At 41.4% G+C, this 17,171-nt stretch carries 14 protein-coding genes; 10 read left to right on the forward strand and 4 right to left on the reverse strand.

The features are described from left to right. Positions 1 to 328: 328 nt before the first annotated feature. From J8L86_RS07215 to J8L86_RS07225, 3 genes are read right to left on the reverse strand one after another with little or no spacing between them, the layout of a single operon-like run. Positions 329 to 1,708 carry an NAD(P)(+) transhydrogenase (Re/Si-specific) subunit beta gene (locus J8L86_RS07215; RefSeq protein ID WP_211029534.1) on the reverse strand — a complete coding sequence of 460 codons (1,380 nt, stop codon included), beginning with the start codon at positions 1,706 to 1,708 and terminating at the stop codon, positions 329 to 331. A gap of 5 nt (positions 1,709 to 1,713) precedes the next feature. After that, entirely contained in the window at positions 1,714 to 1,989 is a 276-nt protein-coding gene (locus tag J8L86_RS07220; RefSeq protein WP_055025191.1) for an NAD(P) transhydrogenase subunit alpha, read from the reverse strand. Positions 1,990 to 1,994: 5 nt separating this feature from the next. Beyond that, positions 1,995 to 3,182 carry a Re/Si-specific NAD(P)(+) transhydrogenase subunit alpha gene (locus J8L86_RS07225; protein ID WP_055025128.1) on the reverse strand — a complete coding sequence of 396 codons (1,188 nt, stop codon included), beginning with the start codon at positions 3,180 to 3,182 and terminating at the stop codon, positions 1,995 to 1,997. A 346-nt stretch (positions 3,183 to 3,528) separates the two neighbouring features. Between J8L86_RS07225 and J8L86_RS07230 the strand changes: the two genes are divergently transcribed. The 5 genes from J8L86_RS07230 to J8L86_RS07250 all read left to right on the forward strand — a co-directional run bounded on the left by J8L86_RS07230 (position 3,529) and on the right by J8L86_RS07250 (position 10,245). After that, positions 3,529 to 5,313, forward strand: coding sequence for an assimilatory sulfite reductase (NADPH) flavoprotein subunit (locus J8L86_RS07230; protein WP_211029536.1), 1,785 nt, complete (start codon positions 3,529 to 3,531; stop codon positions 5,311 to 5,313). Positions 5,314 to 5,390: 77 nt separating this feature from the next. Continuing rightward, on the forward strand, positions 5,391 to 7,082 hold the full coding sequence (gene cysI, locus J8L86_RS07235) for an assimilatory sulfite reductase (NADPH) hemoprotein subunit (protein WP_211029622.1): 1,692 nt from the start codon (positions 5,391 to 5,393) through the stop codon (positions 7,080 to 7,082). A gap of 32 nt (positions 7,083 to 7,114) precedes the next feature. Further along, complete coding sequence (locus J8L86_RS07240; RefSeq protein WP_065109527.1) at positions 7,115 to 7,858, forward strand: phosphoadenylyl-sulfate reductase; 744 nt, start codon at positions 7,115 to 7,117, stop codon at positions 7,856 to 7,858. Between the two features lie 258 nt (positions 7,859 to 8,116). Beyond that, positions 8,117 to 8,320 (forward strand): hypothetical protein, encoded by a 204-nt coding sequence (locus J8L86_RS07245; RefSeq protein ID WP_211029538.1) that lies wholly within the window; start codon positions 8,117 to 8,119, stop codon positions 8,318 to 8,320. Between the two features lie 203 nt (positions 8,321 to 8,523). Next, a complete protein-coding gene (locus J8L86_RS07250; RefSeq protein ID WP_065109594.1) occupies positions 8,524 to 10,245 on the forward strand; it encodes a hypothetical protein in 1,722 nt (573 codons plus the stop codon). A 71-nt stretch (positions 10,246 to 10,316) separates the two neighbouring features. Here the strand turns inward: J8L86_RS07250 and J8L86_RS07255 are convergent, their stop codons facing one another. Then, a complete protein-coding gene (locus J8L86_RS07255) occupies positions 10,317 to 11,180 on the reverse strand; it encodes a phospholipase A (RefSeq protein WP_055025194.1) in 864 nt (287 codons plus the stop codon). 290 nt (positions 11,181 to 11,470) lie between these two features. On the opposite strand from J8L86_RS07255, the gene cobA reads away from it, so the two are divergent. From cobA to cysC, 5 genes are all read left to right on the forward strand, one after another. After that, on the forward strand, positions 11,471 to 12,292 hold the full coding sequence (gene cobA, locus J8L86_RS07260; RefSeq protein WP_055025131.1) for a uroporphyrinogen-III C-methyltransferase: 822 nt from the start codon (positions 11,471 to 11,473) through the stop codon (positions 12,290 to 12,292). Between the two features lie 56 nt (positions 12,293 to 12,348). Next, positions 12,349 to 13,257, forward strand: coding sequence for a sulfate adenylyltransferase subunit CysD (cysD, locus tag J8L86_RS07265; protein WP_055025132.1), 909 nt, complete (start codon positions 12,349 to 12,351; stop codon positions 13,255 to 13,257). 74 nt (positions 13,258 to 13,331) lie between these two features. Next, a complete protein-coding gene (gene cysN / locus J8L86_RS07270) occupies positions 13,332 to 14,774 on the forward strand; it encodes a sulfate adenylyltransferase subunit CysN (RefSeq protein WP_211029624.1) in 1,443 nt (480 codons plus the stop codon). 3 nt (positions 14,775 to 14,777) lie between these two features. Continuing rightward, entirely contained in the window at positions 14,778 to 16,505 is a 1,728-nt protein-coding gene (locus J8L86_RS07275) for an SLC13 family permease (protein ID WP_055025134.1), read from the forward strand. A gap of 30 nt (positions 16,506 to 16,535) precedes the next feature. Beyond that, positions 16,536 to 17,153: an adenylyl-sulfate kinase gene (cysC, locus tag J8L86_RS07280; RefSeq protein WP_055025135.1), complete on the forward strand. Its 618-nt coding sequence runs from the start codon at positions 16,536 to 16,538 to the stop codon at positions 17,151 to 17,153. The last annotated feature ends 18 nt before the right edge of the window (positions 17,154 to 17,171 follow it).

Here is a 17,171-nt window from a genome sequence, read left to right on the forward strand (position 1 = left end):
GCCTAAATAGTCAATTGTGTAATTTTGTAAGCTAAAGATTGATGAATCGATAATGCTATCGCATTTATTGTACTCTTCAAGGTGTGTGTTTTAGGTGTTTTATTGAGCATGTTGAAAATAACTCAAGATAATAATGGCTTATAAACTGTCTTTATCTAAGGTATCGGGTGTGGAGTGTCATTGTTGGCAAGTATTTAACGAATTAAAGCGAATGAGTTTTACTGTTATTGTTTTAGGAAATACTCATTTATTGTCGTTATTTTTAAGCTTTGATTTTATTTCAGCCATAAAAAAGGCCACATAGTGGCCTTTTTATTAGAGAGGTTGGTTAATCAGCTTCTTTTAAGCTCGCTGTTAACTCAACGATGCCTTTTTTACCATCGCCGAATAACATTAATGAGTTATCCATAGCGAACAGTGGGTTAGGTAACCCAGCGAAACCTGGACTTAATGAACGCTTAATCACCACAACGGTTCTGGCTTTATCAACGTTTAGAATCGGCATGCCATAAATCGGGCTTCCTTTATCTTCACGCGCCATAGGGTTGGTGACGTCGTTTGCACCGATGACGATGGCCACATCAGTTTGTTCAAACTGTGGGTTAATTTCGTCCATTTCGATTAGCTGATCGTAAGGTACTTCAGCTTCTGCAAGCAATACGTTCATGTGACCAGGCATTCGGCCAGCAACTGGGTGAATAGCATACTTCACATCGGTTCCGCGGCTTTGGAGAACATTGGCAAGTTCTCTTACAGCATGCTGTGCTTGCGCCATAGCTAGGCCGTAGCCAGGGACAATGACCACACGCTCAGCCGTTTCTAACATCATGGCGATTTCATCTGGCGAAGTTGATTTGACTTTACCTGCGTAGATTTCATCTGCATCAACTTTTTCACCGCCTTCAGCCATGACACCAAATAACACGTTAAACAATGAACGGTTCATTGCTTTACACATAATTTGAGTCAAGATGATGCCAGAAGCCCCGACTAAAGAACCTGACACAATCAATACTGTATTACCTGTGATGAAACCGGTTGTGGCAGCAGCAATACCAGAGTAAGAGTTCAATAGTGCAATGACGACTGGCATATCTGCACCGCCAATAGGAACAACAAGCAGCACACCTAGCACAACCGCAACAGCAACTAATGCATACATTAAACTAGTGTTAGTTGGGTCCATTACAATGGCAACAGCGAGTGCAAGTGCACTGATCAGCAAGATGACATTTAATGGTTTATTACCTGGGACTTTAATTGGGTTACCCGAAATCAGTTCTTGTAACTTTGCAAAAGCGACAAATGAACCCGACAGGGTGACAGAGCCAATAATAATTGTTGCACCAATTGAAATTAGTGCCACGGTATTGGTCGCTGCTGCAGGATCTAGGAAGCTTGCCGCAGCGATTGCTAGCGAGGCACCACCACCAAAACCATTCAGTAAAGCAACCATTTGAGGCATGTCAGTGACTTTAATTTTAGTTGCCATCACTGCGCCGATTGTTCCACCTAATAGCACCCCAGCGATGATCCACTCATAGCTAAGAATGCTTTGATCAAATAAGGTGACTATAACGGCAATAAACATCCCCATTGCCGAGAGCTGATTACCACGCACAGCGGTACGTGGTTTAGTTAACCCTTTAATACCTAAGATAAATAAGACTGCGGCAACAAGGTAAGCTAAATATATAAATGTTGTCATTGAGTCTATTTCCTTTTGAACATGGCAAGCATACGGTTAGTGACCATATAGCCGCCTACCACGTTAATTGTTGCTAATACCACGGCAATAAAACCAAGGACATTAACCATAATTCCTGCCCCAGAACCAGCAGAAAGTAACGCACCAACTAAAGAGATACCAGAAATGGCATTGGAACCTGACATTAAAGGAGTATGTAAGGTTGGTGGCACTTTAGTGATGAGTTCTACACCTAAAAATACTGCGACGACGAATAGTGTCAGTAAAAGCAATAGTGTCATATCCATTATGCTGTCTCCTCAGACGGTGACTCAGGCGCTGTGAGTGGAGCTAAATTCAGTAACTCTCTCAGGCGAGCGCTACTCACATCATTACCATGAGCAACAACCGTATCTCGTACAATTTCATCTTCAAAATCAAGAACCAATTCACCTTCATTATTAATCAGTAAATTCAGTAGGTTCTCAACGTTTTTGCCGTACATTTGACTCGCATGATTTGCCGCAGTGCTTGGTACATTTGAAGGGCCTAAAATCATTACGCCGTTATGCATAATCACTTCATCAACCTGGGTTAACTCGCAGTTACCACCACTTTCAGCGGCGAGATCTACAATGATAGTTCCGCTTTTCATTCCATCGACCATTTCTTTAGTGATGAGCACAGGGGCTTTACGACCAGGAATGGCAGCTGTGGTGATGACGATATCTTGCTGGGCAAGTACATTAGCCATGGCTTGTTGCTGACGTTTTAAGAAGTCATCACTTTGCTCTGTGGCATACCCGCCTTTGGTTTCAGTGTTTTCTGCTTCGATATCCAGCTCAACAGGCTTTGCACCAACAGAGATAATTTGCTCTCTAGCTGCAGGGCGAATATCGTAAGCTTCTACAACTGCACCTAAACGTTTTGCCGTCGCACAAGCTTGAAGACCTGCCACGCCCACACCCATAATGAATGCACGAGACGGCTTTAATGTGCCTGCTGCTGTCATCATCATAGGAAATAAACGCGGCGCTTTATGGGCTGCAAGTAATACAGCTTTGTAACCTGAAATGGTTGCCATTGATGATAATACATCCATGCTTTGAGCACGGGTAATACGTGGGATCAGTTCAAGTGCGATTGCACTGCCACCTGTATTTGCTATCGTTTGGGCGTTTTGTGGATTTACCAGTGGATCCATCATCCCTATAACCAATTGATGTGGTTTTAATACCGCACTAATTTCATCAAATTGATCACCCTTACAGTTTACCACTGTAATGATATCGGCTTCAGTGAGTAAGGCTTCTCGTGAAGAAGCTATCGTGGCTCCAACCTTGACGTAATCGTCATCGGTAAAGCCTGCTTGTAGTCCAGCGCCTGATTCTACGATCACTTGTAGCTGTTTTTTCATTAAAATGGTCACGTTGGCAGGGATTAACGCAACACGTTGCTCACCTGAGTGACTCTCTTTCGGTAGACCTAATTTCAAAAGGACAACCTCTTAGTTATATGTAGGGAAGGGTCGGGTCGTTTTAGTACTTCATCGTGCTTAACACTGCCATCGCTAACAGTGATGAGTAAGAAACAATTTTAGTACCATAATTTTTAACGTGCATCATTCTGGCAAGTCTTAGGTTTGATACAAGTAAAGAATGCGTGAAATCTCATTTTTACGGAGGTCTGACCTAAAAGTTTGCGCTACACCACACTTTTGTAGCTTAAAAAATCGCCTTTGCATATTCCTTAATGGAATAAAAAAGCAATTTTTATTATTTTTTGGTTGTAAGGATTAGGAGTAGTCTTATGACATTAAACTGTTATAGGGCCATCTTCTAATGTTGTTAAAAGAACTTTCTTCATTTGCTTCACCATTGTCTGAAGGACAAGTGGATAAGCTAAAGCAGCTCACTTCTGAGTTATCTGCGACACAATTAGCTTGGGTAAGTGGCTATTTAGCAGCGACCGCTAATCAAGGACAGGTTGCACAAATACCAGAGGCTGCTCCTGCTCAAACGGTCACAATTTTATATGGTAGCCAAACGGGTAACGGCAAAGGCATCGCAACGACATTGGCTGTGCAAGCTAGCGCAAAAGGTTTTGCTGTTAACCTAGCCTCTATGGCTGACTACAAAGTTCGTCAACTTAAACAAGAAACCATTTTGATTGCTGTGGTCAGCACCCATGGCGAAGGTGAAGCGCCAGATGATGCCATTGAGTTACATAAATTCTTAGCATCGAAGCGTGCACCAAAGCTTGAGCAATTGAATTTTTCTGTGCTTGCTTTAGGTGATACCAGTTATGAATTTTTCTGCCAGACAGGTAAGGACTTCAGTGAGCGTTTAACTGCATTAGGCGCCAAAGAGTTATTGCCTATTGTTGAGTGTGATGTGGACTATGAAGACGCTGCTGAAAACTGGCAAGAGCAAGTATTAACTGCCGTTGAACCCTTAGTACAAGCAAGTGGCGCAAGTGTCGTATCAATTGATACTGCAAAATCTTCTGCAGAAAGTGAATACACCAAGCAGCAGCCTTATGAAGCAGAAATACTGGTTAGTCAAAAATTAACCGGACGAGATTCTGATAGAGATGTTCGTCATGTAGAGATTGATTTAGGTGAGTCAGGTATACGTTATGAAGCTGGTGATGCACTAGGTATCTGGTTTACCAATAGCTCAGGTTTAGTCAACGAGGTCATAACGGGCCTTTCGTTAGATGCTAACGCTGAAGTGACAGTAAGCAAGCAAACGCTAACCCTTGAGCAAGCTTTACTTGAAAAGAAAGAACTGACGCAACTTTATCCTGGACTTGTTACCGCATGGGCAGAGTTAGCTGGCAATGGCGCATTAACAGCTATTGCAGCAGATAAAGAACAAACACGACAGTTTGTATTAGGTCATCAACTAGCCGACTTAATTACCCAATATCCAGTGACCATTGATGCTGACAAATTGGTTGCCTTATTGCGTCCTTTAACGCCTCGTTTGTATTCAATTGCTTCTAGCCAAGCTGAAGTTGAAAGTGAAGTGCATTTAACTGTGGCGTTAGTTGAGGATGAAAGAGAAGGACAAACTCGTTTTGGCGGTGCATCTCACTTCTTGGCGTCTGCTGAAGAAGGACAAACAGTTAAGGTTTATGTCGAGCCTAACAAGCACTTTAGATTGCCTGAAAACAATGATACTCCCGTTATTATGGTGGGCCCTGGAACAGGTGTTGCGCCTTTCAGAGCATTTATGCAACAGCGTGCTGCTGACGGTGTTGAAAGCGATAGCTGGTTATTCTTTGGTAATCCGCATTTTGAGCAAGACTTCTTATATCAAGTTGAATGGCAACAATACCTTAAGTCTGGTGAGCTAAGCCGATTAGATGTGGCATTTTCTCGCGACCAAGCTGAAAAAGTATATGTGCAGCATCGTATTGCTGAGCAAGGTGAAACCCTATGGAACTGGTTACAAAATGGTGCCCATTTCTATATTTGTGGTGATGCTGAGCGTATGGCCAAAGATGTTCATCAAGCCTTGATAAACCTTGCAATTGAGCACGGTGGTTTAGATGAAGCTGGTGCCGAAAATTATTTAGAAGAATTACGTAGCGCCAAACGTTATCAAAAAGACGTTTACTAATTGCCATAAAAACATAACAAGATATGCGCTAGAAAGATGAACGCTGGCGTGAGCAAAGCATTGATAGAGGCCACATGATGAGTGAGCAAAAATTAGCAGTAAACGAGTACTTAAAAACCGACAGTGATTATTTACGTGGCACGATTAAAGAAGGTTTAGATACCCAAGTCACGGGATCATTTAGTGATGGCGATCAGCAATTAATTAAGTTTCATGGTTTTTATCAGCAAGATGATCGTGATTTAAGGAATGAGCGTAAAGAGCAAAAGCTAGAGCCTTTATATAGTTTCATGCTGCGTGCTCGTGTGCCAGGTGGTATTTGTTCGCCTGAACAATGGTTAGATGTTGATCGTATTTCATCAACATTAACAACCTCGAATAGTATTCGTTTGACGACACGTCAAACTTTTCAATATCACGGCATTCCTAAGCGTAATTTGAAAACCCTGATCCAAGGTTTAGATAGGGCAGCATTAGATTCGATTGCAGCTTGTGGTGATGTTAACCGTAACGTGATGTGTAACCCAAATCCTGTTGAGTCTAAACTACATCAACAGGCTTATGCTGTAGCAAAAGAATTGTCAGATCATTTATTGCCTCATACTCGTGCTTATGCCGAGATTTGGTTAGATGAAGAAAAGTTATTAGACACTGAAACTAATGAACCTGTTTACGGTAAAACCTACCTACCACGTAAATTCAAAATGGCCGTTGCTGTACCGCCAGATAATGACGTGGACGTGTATACCAACGATTTAGGTTTTGTTGCAGTGGCAGAAGCAGGTGAGCTTGTTGGCTTTAATTTAGTTGCTGGCGGTGGCATGGGCTCAACGCATGGTGAAGTGGAAACGTTTCCAAGATTAGCTGATGATTTTGGATTTATTAAAACTGCAGATGTGATCAAGTTTGCAGAAGCCGTCATGACAGTTCAACGTGATTGGGGTAATCGTGTTAATCGTAAGCGTTCACGTTTAAAGTACACCATAGTTGATCATGGCGTTGCTGAATTTAAAGCTGAAGTTGAAAAACGTGCAGGTGTCAATTTTGAACCAAAACGTGATGTCGTGATTGGCGATCGAGGCGATCGATATGGTTGGGTTAAAGGTGTTGATAATAAATGGCACCTGACCTTATTTATCGAAAGCGGTCGTATTAAAGATGTTGAAGGTCAAACATTGCAAACGGGTTTACGTGAAATTGCCAAAATTCATAAAGGCGATTTTAGAATGACATCTAATCAAAATATGATTATTGCTGGTGTTTCAGAAGAAGATAAAGCAGCGATTGAAGATCTTGCTCGCCAACATGGTTTTTTTGGTAAGTTAATCAGTCAGACCCGTGGTCATTCAATTGCCTGTGTTGCTTTGCCTACATGTCCTTTGGCGATGGCGGAAGCTGAGCGTTATTTTCCTGAGTTTATTGACCATATTGATGCATTACAGACGAAACATGGTATTAGCGAACAAGCCATCGTGGTGCGTATGACAGGCTGCCCTAATGGCTGTGCAAGACCCTTTGCGGCCGAGATTGGTTTAGTTGGCAAAGCTCCTGGGCGATATAACTTATACCTAGGCGCAAGCTTTGAAGGTACGCGATTAAATAAAATGTACAAAGAAAACATTCAAGAAGCTGAGATTTTAGCTGAATTAGACAACTTGTTTGGTTTGTATGTACAAGAGCGTGATGCTGGCGAAACTTTTGGTAACTTTACCGTTCGTCATGGCATCGTGAAAGCAGTAAATGATGCTGCGAAAGATTTTCATGGTTAAGGCTCTAATTGAGTCTTACCAATGAGGGATTAATGATGATTAATCAAAATGAATTGCTTGCGCTACTGACTGCTCCTAAAGAGGAGCAGGCTATTGTATTAGCGCAAGTGAATGAGTTTTTAGCTGGATTAACAGCACAAGAACGTGTGACTTGGGGCTTAGCACTGTTGCCGGGCGAACATGCATTATCATCTAGCTTTGGTATACAAGCTGCGGTTATGTTGCATATGGTAAGCCAAGCACAAGCTGATATTCCTGTCTTGTTGACTGATACTGGTTATTTGTTTCCTGAAACTTATCAATTTATTGATCAGCTCACAGAACGATTGGAGCTAAATCTTAACGTTTATAAAGCAAGCGAATCGTCTGCTTGGCAAGAAGCGCGTTACGGAAAACTGTGGGAACAAGGACTTGATGGTTTAGAGAAATACAACCGTATCAATAAAGTTGAGCCTATGCAGCGCGCTTTAAACGAACTCAATGTTGGTACTTGGTTTGCTGGACTTCGTCGCTCACAGGCAAGCACCCGTGAAGCGTTACCTATTTTAGCCATTCACGGAAATCGTTTTAAATTACTGCCGATTATTGAATGGACTAATAAAGACGTGCATGAATATTTAACCAAACATGATTTGCCTTATCATCCTTTATGGGAGCAAGGGTATGTTTCGGTGGGTGATACTCACTCTAGTAAGCCGTTAGAGCTTGGGATGAGCGAAGAAGAAACACGTTTCAACGGTTTAAAGCGTGAGTGTGGTTTACACTACGAAATATAGCTGTGTATTCAAGCGTGATTGACCGACTTAAAATATCAGCATCCGTGCTGATATTTTTTATTTTGCATAAAATCAATGAATAAAATAGTTTGGTTACGCTTTATTTATCTAGCGTTTAACCTCATTCAATTGGGGTATATTGTTCGCTCAATTAAGACTATTGACTGATTTTATATCTGCTGACATTTTTTCGTCAAAAATCGACTTTAAAATTATGCACAAGTTAATTTTATAGTCTAAATTAGAAAGTTCCCGTAGATGGTTTTTGTCGACACTTTAGGTGAGTTGTTGCTCACCCAGTACCTCCAAAAGCCTCACTCGATTTATCGAGTGCCCAGTGATTGGCTTGCTAGCGTAAGTGCAATCAACTTTGATTTCTCGGTAAGTCACCCTTGGGTGACTTACCGAGAAATTCCCCTTCGTTTATCGTTTACTCGATGTCATCGACTAGTCAGCCATTAAACATTTTTTGGCAAATATTTTGTAAATGATGGCTTATCCTGCCCGTTTTCTGTGATTCATTAAAAAATAATGCTAAGTTATTGCGCTAGCTATTAAAAATTGATGTTGATGTGTCGCATTAACCTAATTGAACTCAAAATAAACCAATAACTCTCAAGGAAGAGTGACTTGTTTTAATGTGCATGTAATTTATGGAGCAAAAAATGAAAAAACTCGCAATTGCTGCGGCTGTTATTGCAGTTGGTGCCGGTGCTTATGTACTCACAAGTAAAGAAGATAACGCTGTTTCAGCGAATGAAATGCTGCAATACATTCCGGCTGACACCTTACTATTTTCAGGTCAGCTAACGCCATTTCCTCTGGAAGATTATTTATATTCCATGCCAATGGGATTAAATAGCAAAGCTTCACTTGAGCAGTTAGAGCAAGCAGGCCCTTTTAGCACTGAACAAGAGCGTTTTTTTGTTAGCTTATATAAGAGCTATCTAACCAGTTTTGAAAACCCAGACTTATTCTTAAAAACGTTTGGTTTTCCTTCTCAAATTGAATCTTATACATACACTTTAGGTGCATTACCGGTATTCAAAATTCAGGTTGAGAATGAGGCGGCTATTTGGGCTTTATTAGATAAGGCGTCTGAAGAGAGTGGCTTAGTGCATAAAGCTGAGTCGATTAAAGGCCTTGAATATCGTGCTTATCCTCTGATTGCAGAAGATGAAACCATTGATATGGTTTTTGCACAACAAGACGGCTGGTTGACGATTACATTAAACACTTCGTTTAACCAAGCTTCGTTGTTAGAAACCGCTTTAGGGCTAACGAAAGTCGATAACCCTATCAGTGATACTAATGTCATTGAAAACATTACGTCTACACATGGCTTTTTACAAGACAGCATCAGCTTTGTTAACCATGTGGAGTTAGTGAAAGGATTAACTTCTTCTGATGGCAATATGTTGGCGAAGCAACTGACTAAACTGGTTGAGATGGATGGCACTCAAAGTGATCCATTCGCTGAATTCAAAACACCAGAATGTAAAGCTGAATTTGGTGCTATTGCAGCTAATTGGCCAAAAACGGTGATGGGATTAACGTCATTCTCCGTTGATAGAAAGCAAACTAATTTTGATGCAAAAGTCGTGATTGAGTCTAATAACCAAGTGATACTAGGTGCATTGACTAAAATGCGTGGCTTTATTCCTGGTTTTGCCCAAAACCTCAATGACAATGTAGCTTCTGTAGGCATTGGTTTAAACGTGATGCAATTGGCGCCGGCATTGACTGAAATTTGGCAAGATCTGCAAACTCCGAGTTATCAGTGTGAAGCGCTAGCGCAAATGCAATATGGCTTAAGCGAACAAAATCCGGCGATGCTCGGCATGATGACTGGTATGGCGAATGGCGTGCAAGGCGTTAGTGCATCTATCATCGACTTCACCTTAACTGATGAAAATGGTGAGCCTGGATTTAAGCAGTTAGATTCGTTAATTGCTCTTTCTGCCAATGATCCTGATATGTTACTCAACATGGTTAAGCCTTTTGTACCTCAGTTAGCGAATGTTGAACTCACTAAGAATGGTGATGCGGTCGATGTCACTCCATACCTAATGTTACCGCCTGAGCTTGGCGTCACTGCTAAAATGGCGGTTAAAGACCAGCATATTGTGATTTATAGCGGTGAAAAAGGTGAAGCATTAGCGAATCAGCTAAATGATGAGCAAGTGGTCGCTAACGGCTTAACAGCAATGTCGTTAGACTATCAGAAACTTCTCACGCCAGTGTTGAAACTGATTGAAGACAGTGGTGAACCTATTCCTGAAGAGATTTCTGCTTTGAAAGATTATGATATGCGCATGCAGTTTACTTTCGATGTCACCGATAAAGGCCTTGCTATCTCTACCAAAGCGAATAGCAAAGCAAAATAAATCATTATGATTACTAATAAAAAAAGGTGAACCTTTGCGGTTCACCTTTTTTATTTACTTATTTGTCAGCGTTATAAAATGTCGTTAATTGATACGCCAATACCGATACGTTGGTTATGGTGATTATAATCAATCATGCTCTCGCCATAACCGTTAAAGTATTGTGTATATAATCTAAGGTTACCTAGTATAGGGTAACTCCAAGTTGCTTCTATTGCGCCTTTATTGGGGCTATCTAAATTGTTACGTCCCATTAAGGTAAAGCGATGTTCACCTAGACCATAAATCGCCGTCACTTCAAAATTCCCCATGTAATCGCCGATATCTGGGTTGTCATCACCATCTGCTGATGTTGGAGTTTCTTTCTCATCTTCAGGAATGCGATACCACGCTTTAAATCCGAGTGCAAAAGGGCCACGATCAAAAACCATTTCGCCATAAATACGATTCCAGCTACGAGATAAACTTCCTGACTTCCCATTTGATTGATGGACTGCACCAAGGCCCCAAAATGAGTTTCTTAGGCCTGCAACTTCCCAGTCATTGTTGAATAACATAAAAATTTCAGGTTCGTGATTAGTTTCTCTGAAAGGAGATGAGATGTCTTTGTTATATACCTGCCAATAAGATTGGTTGGTATAAGCAAAAAATAAATGGCCATTATCACCAAAAACATTGTACCAAAGAGGAAACTTGAAGCTTATTTGAAACTTAGCTTCAGCATTATCAACGTGCTCATCAGCGTCGTCGTTGCCCGTCTTAAAGTCGACGTATGGAGCAGTATTCGGGGTGTCATTGTAAGTGTAAGGCAGGATGTAATTCACCTTATGAGGTGTGATCACGAAGCGTTTTTCAGATGTCTCTGTCTCACTCTTTACTCGTTCATCAACTAATGACTCATTTGCGAATGCGAGTTGAGAAACGTCATAGAGCATGCATATCGTCAAAGCGATGCCAAAAAATGTTCTCATTGAATTCCCTTTTTACTTAATTTTCGTCATAGGTTATCACTGAGGATACAAAGGTGAAACAAAACTTACGCATTTATAAAACAAATGTAAGACAACAAAGTGCAAATACTAGCAGCGTAATATGTACTGAAAAAAGATTAATAGATAACTCTGTATATAACTAAAAGGAATAAAAGCTAATCAATACATATTATATGTGGAATATATAAACCGCTATATTTACCCTTAATTAATTATCGAAAGGTAAGTAGGTCATGGAATTAGTATCAATGCCTGGTCAGCAGGCTAAAGGCAAAGTATGGTTGGTCGGTGCTGGTCCCGGTGATGTTGAACTACTCACGTTAAAAGCTTATCGCGTTATTAAACAAGCTGATGCGGTACTTTATGATGCACTTGTTAGCCAAGAAATTCTGGATCTTATTCCTGCTGCTGCAGAAAAAATCGCTGTAGGTAAGCGTGTTGGTAAACACAGTGCTGCACAAGATGAGATTAATCAATTATTAGTGACTAAGGCGTATACCCGTAAAAATGTGGTTCGTTTAAAGGGTGGCGACCCATTTATTTTTGGTCGCGGTGGAGAAGAGCTCCAAACTTTAGTTAAAAGTGATGTTGAATTTGAAGTCGTCCCCGGTATTACAGCCGCTAGTGGTACAGCAGCTTATGCTGGAATTCCACTCACTCACCGAGATTATGCTCAAGGAGTGTCGTTTATTACTGGGCATTGCCAGTTGGAGAGTCGACCGATGGATTGGCAAGGCTATGCTAATTCATCCAACACCTTAGTGGTGTATATGGGTATTTTGAATGCCAATATTATCAGCGAAGGCTTAATGAGCCATGGCCGACATCCTGATACACCAGTGGCTATTGTGTCTAAAGCAACCACGGCTTTACAACAAAGATTTATCGGTAAGTTAAGTGACTTACCCCAATTAGCGGCAGATGCAGCACTTGAAATGCCTGCGCTGATGATTATCGGTGAAGTAGTTGAGCTTGCGGAAACATTAAACTGGTTCACACCAGCATCCGCAACGACTTCCCAAATACATTCAGAAATTACAGCCCTCGGATTGTAATTTACCCAATTTATTAATTTCTAACTGTTTTGCAGTCTTGGTAATGGAGAGTAATCATGGCAAGTCGTTCATTAAGCCATTTAGAACAACTGGAAGCTGAGAGTATCCAGATCATTCGTGAAGTCGCAGCTGAGTTTGATAACCCAGTGATGCTGTATTCAATTGGTAAAGACTCTTCGGTAATGCTTCATCTGGCCCGTAAAGCTTTCTATCCTGGCAAGATCCCATTTCCTTTATTGCATGTTGATACAGGCTGGAAGTTTAAAGAGATGATTAAGTTCCGTGATGAACAAGCCAAAAAATTTGGCTTTGAATTACTGACACATCAAAACCCAGAGGGCGTTGCTCAAGGCATTAACCCTTTTGACCATGGTAGTTCCAAGCACACTGATATCATGAAAACGCAAGGCTTAAAGCAAGCTCTTAACCAATATGGATTTGATGCTGCTTTTGGTGGAGCACGTCGTGATGAAGAAAAGTCTCGTGCTAAAGAGCGTGTTTATTCGTTTAGGGATAAACATCACCGTTGGGATCCTAAAAATCAACGACCTGAGTTATGGCGTACATACAATGGCGCAGTCAATAAAGGCGAAAGCATTCGCGTATTTCCATTATCAAATTGGACAGAGTTAGATATTTGGCAATATATCTATCAAGAAAACATTGAGCTTGTTCCGTTATATTTTGCGGCTGAACGTCCTGTAGTACAAAAAGGAAGCCAGTTGATCCTTAAAGACGATGACAGAATGCCATTAGAGCCAAATGAAGAAGTGACTTATCAGAAGGTGCGTTTTAGAACCTTAGGCTGTTACCCATTAACTGCGGCAATGAATTCTGAAGCAGACACCTTAGAAAAGATTATTGAAGAAATGCTGCTAACCCGCTCAAGTGAGCGAGAAGGGCGTCTTATTGACTCTGATCAAAGCGCCTCTATGGAACTTAAAAAACGTCAAGGGTATTTCTAATTTTCTGTGGTGAATGGTTTTCGAGAATTGAATTGATACGAATGTCATCGTAAAGAATGTAAGTGAGAAAAATTATGGATCAAGCAGTGAATAATACCACCAAAATGGCAGCTGAAATTGAGCAGCATGGTGTGAAGGAATATTTAGCGCTTCAGCAGAATAAAGGCTTATTACGCTTTTTGACTTGTGGCAGTGTGGATGACGGTAAAAGTACTTTAATTGGCCGTTTATTACACGATAGTGCGCAAATCTATGAAGATCAGTTAGCAAGTATTAAAAACGATAGCGCCAAAATGGGAACGACAGGCGATGAAATTGATTTAGCGCTATTAGTTGATGGTTTACAGGCTGAACGAGAGCAAGGTATTACGATTGATGTAGCGTATCGCTACTTCTCGAGTGAAAAACGCAAATTTATTATTTCAGATACCCCAGGCCACGAGCAGTACACCCGTAACATGGCAACAGGTGCATCAACCTGTGATTTAGCTGTAATTCTAGTGGATGCTCGTTACGGCGTGCAAACACAAACTAAACGTCATGCATTTATTGCATCGTTAGTGGGCATTAAACATTTTGTTGTCGCTGTAAACAAGATGGATTTAATGGCATTTGATGAGTCAGTATTCAATAAAATAGAAGCCGACTTTAAAGAGTTCGTTAAAGATTTTGGTGAGCTTGACCTTCACTTTGTGCCACTGTCAGCGCTTAAAGGTGACAATGTTGTTGACCGCAGTCCGCAAACTGACTGGTATCAAGGTGGCACTTTATTAGAGCTATTAGAAACCATTGATACACAACGTGAATTAGCCGACTTGCCAGCTCGATTCCCTGTGCAATATGTTCAGCGCCCAAATCTAGACTTTAGAGGTTTCTCCGGCACTTTAGCCTCTGGTTCATTTAAAGTAGGTGATGAGGTCGTTGCTCTACCTTCTGGTAAGCGTAGCAAGGTTGCTCGCTTGGTCACTTTTGACGGTGATTTAGAAGAAGCGGTTGCAGGTCAAGCCATTACAATTACATTAGAAGATGAAATTGATATTTCCCGTGGCGACTTAATTGCAAAGCCCGACAGTGCACCTGCACTAGCAAACCAAATTCAAGCTGACATTGTGTGGATGGATGAAAAATCTCTACAGATTGGTGTGCAGTATGACGTTAAAGTGGCAGGTAAAAAGACTCAAGCAAGTGTTAGTTCAATCGAATATGTGGTTGATGTGAATACACTAGCAAAAAGTGATGCTGACAGTCTGCCATTGAATGCAATTGCAAGAGTTCATTTAGAGCTCACTGAATCGATTATTTTAGATCCTTATACATTAGTGCGTGACACTGGCGGCATGATCGTTATCGATCGTCTAACCAATGCAACTGTTGGGGCTGCGATGGTTGTAGCAGGTCAGCAAGGTAGTTTGCAAGCTGACTCTCAATTTACTCCATTTGAAGTTGAGTTAAATGCACTAATACGTAAGCATTACCCTCATTGGGAAGCGAAAGATATTAGTGTCTTTGGAAAATAATCAATGAGTGAAGTGTGGCAGCTGGCTATTATATTAATTGCCTTGGTTGGCGGGTTAGTCGCTGGTCTTGCGTCGCCTGCCGCACTGTTCTTTTTTGCACTGTTAACCACTTACTTATTCGGGTTGGTTGATATATCGAGTGCACTTGTTGGCTTTACCAATAACGGCTTAATTACCTTAATCTTGCTCGTGTTAGCTGCGATTGCCTTAGAGAAGACCTCCCTCTTGGCGAGGCTGAGTCAAATGATAGGCAATAGTTCACTGCCAATGACGTTAGCTAAGTTGGGTGTTTCTACTGCTTTATTATCATCATTTACAAACAATACGGCTGTTGTTGCTTCACTGATTGGTGTTGTTCGCCGCAATCAAACCCATGCGCCAGCTAAGCTTCTACTACCGCTAAATTATGCTGCGATATTAGGGGGCACGCTCACATTAATTGGTACCTCCACTAACTTAATCGTTAATTCGTTTGTTGAAAATGCCAACTTGAAACCGCTTGGTTTTTTTGAATTTACATTGGTTGGTATCGTACTGGTTGTGAGCGGCATCGTGTTGTTAATGTTAATCGCCAATACACTTCCTGATAGGCGGGTTGATACGGCAGAAGAGTCATTACCTTATTTGTTAGAAGCGCATGTCGCCGATACATCTGCCTTGGTGGGTAAAAGTGTTGTCGATAACCGTTTACGCGCGCTTAAAAAATTGTATTTAGTCGAGTTAGAGCGCAGTGGTATTCGAATCTGTCCAGTGCCACCTCAGTTAGTGCTACAAGCTGGCGATGTACTGCGTTTTAGTGGTGCTGTTGAGTCAGTTGAACTATTGCATCAATTTGATGGTTTGGAGTGGTTCGGCAAGCAACAAGCTAAAGGTCAAAACCTTGTGGAAGCAGTGCTGTCTCCTGCGTCTAAATTAGTGGGAACTAGCTTAAAGGATGCGCGTTTTCGTGAAGAGTACGATGCGGCTGTAATGGCAATTAGGCGTGGTCACCTTCCGTTAAAAGGGGGGCTTGGGGATATTGAATTACAACCAGGTGATGTTTTATTGATTACGCCTGGCGATAGCTTTTCGACTAATCCGAGGTTAACTACGGATTTTGCTGCCATTAGCGGCCTAGATCTTAGCGTTAGGTTAGATAGCAAACGCAGTAATTTAGTTTTGTTTGGCTTTGCTATAACCATATTAGCCAGTATTGCAAATATCTTACCTTTAGCTAAAGGCTTGGTGCTGTTGCTATTAGGCTTGCTGGCGATTGGTGCAGTGAATATGACCGAAATTAAACGTCGGTTTCCTATAGAGCTGGTGGTGATTGTTGGTAGTGCACTGGGTCTAGCAAATTTAATGCTTGAAACAGGGCTTGCGGATGTCATGGCGCAAGGAATGCTTGGCGTGTTGAATGGTTATGGCTATTTTGCGGCTTTTGTGGGGATTTACTTTGTTACTTTGATTCTCACTGAGTTGATAACCAACAATGCTGCAGCTGCGCTGTCTTTTCCTGTTGCCTATGCCGTAGCAGTTAATTATGGACTGGATCCAAGACCTTTCATCATGGCGGTAGTTTTTGGAGCAAGTGCCAGTTTTATTTCGCCTTATAGTTATCAAACTAATCTCATGGTATTTAACGCAGGCAATTATAAGTTTAGTGATTTTGTTCGTTTAGGGTTACCGATGTCGGTGCTTTATTCTGCGGTTGTGATTTCTGTTGTACCAATCGTATTTCCTTTTAAGTAATCAGCAAATTAGGCTGAATTTGGAGTCTTTATGACAGACATAGTATGGCATCAACATGTAATTGACCAAGCTGCCAGAGGTGACCAGAAAGGTCAAAGTCCAGTGTTGCTTTGGTTTACAGGGCTTTCAGGTTCAGGTAAGTCAACATTAGCGGGAGCACTTGAACGAGCTTTATTTGAGTCAGGCTTCCATACCTATCTACTTGATGGTGACAATGTTCGTCATGGTTTATGTAAAGATTTAGGCTTTAGCTTGGAAGATCGAGACGAAAATCTACGTCGTGTCGGTGAAGTTGCTAAGTTAATGGTTGATGCAGGTTTAGTGGTGCTATCAGCTTTTATTTCACCGACTTTGGCAGAAAGAGAACGCGTGAGAGCATTATTTCCTGAGGGGAAGTTCATTGAAATTCATGTATCAACGCCTTTGAGTGTCTGTGAAGCTCGCGATCCTAAAGGGCTTTATGCCAAAGCAAGAAGTGGAGAAATAGCGAATTTTACTGGCATATCTTCGCCTTATGAGCAGCCCCTTGCAGCTGAATTGACCATTGATACCAGTAAAGGTGATTTAACCACTCAAGTAAATACCTTGCTGGATTACTTAAGCGCCATTCAAGTGATCGATGGGAAGCAGCTTTCTGCACTAGCTTAACCATTACTCACTATTTTT

Origin of the sequence: Shewanella sp. MMG014, assembly GCF_018100775.1 — a bacterium.
Classification (GTDB): Bacteria; Pseudomonadota; Gammaproteobacteria; order Enterobacterales; family Shewanellaceae; genus Shewanella; species Shewanella japonica.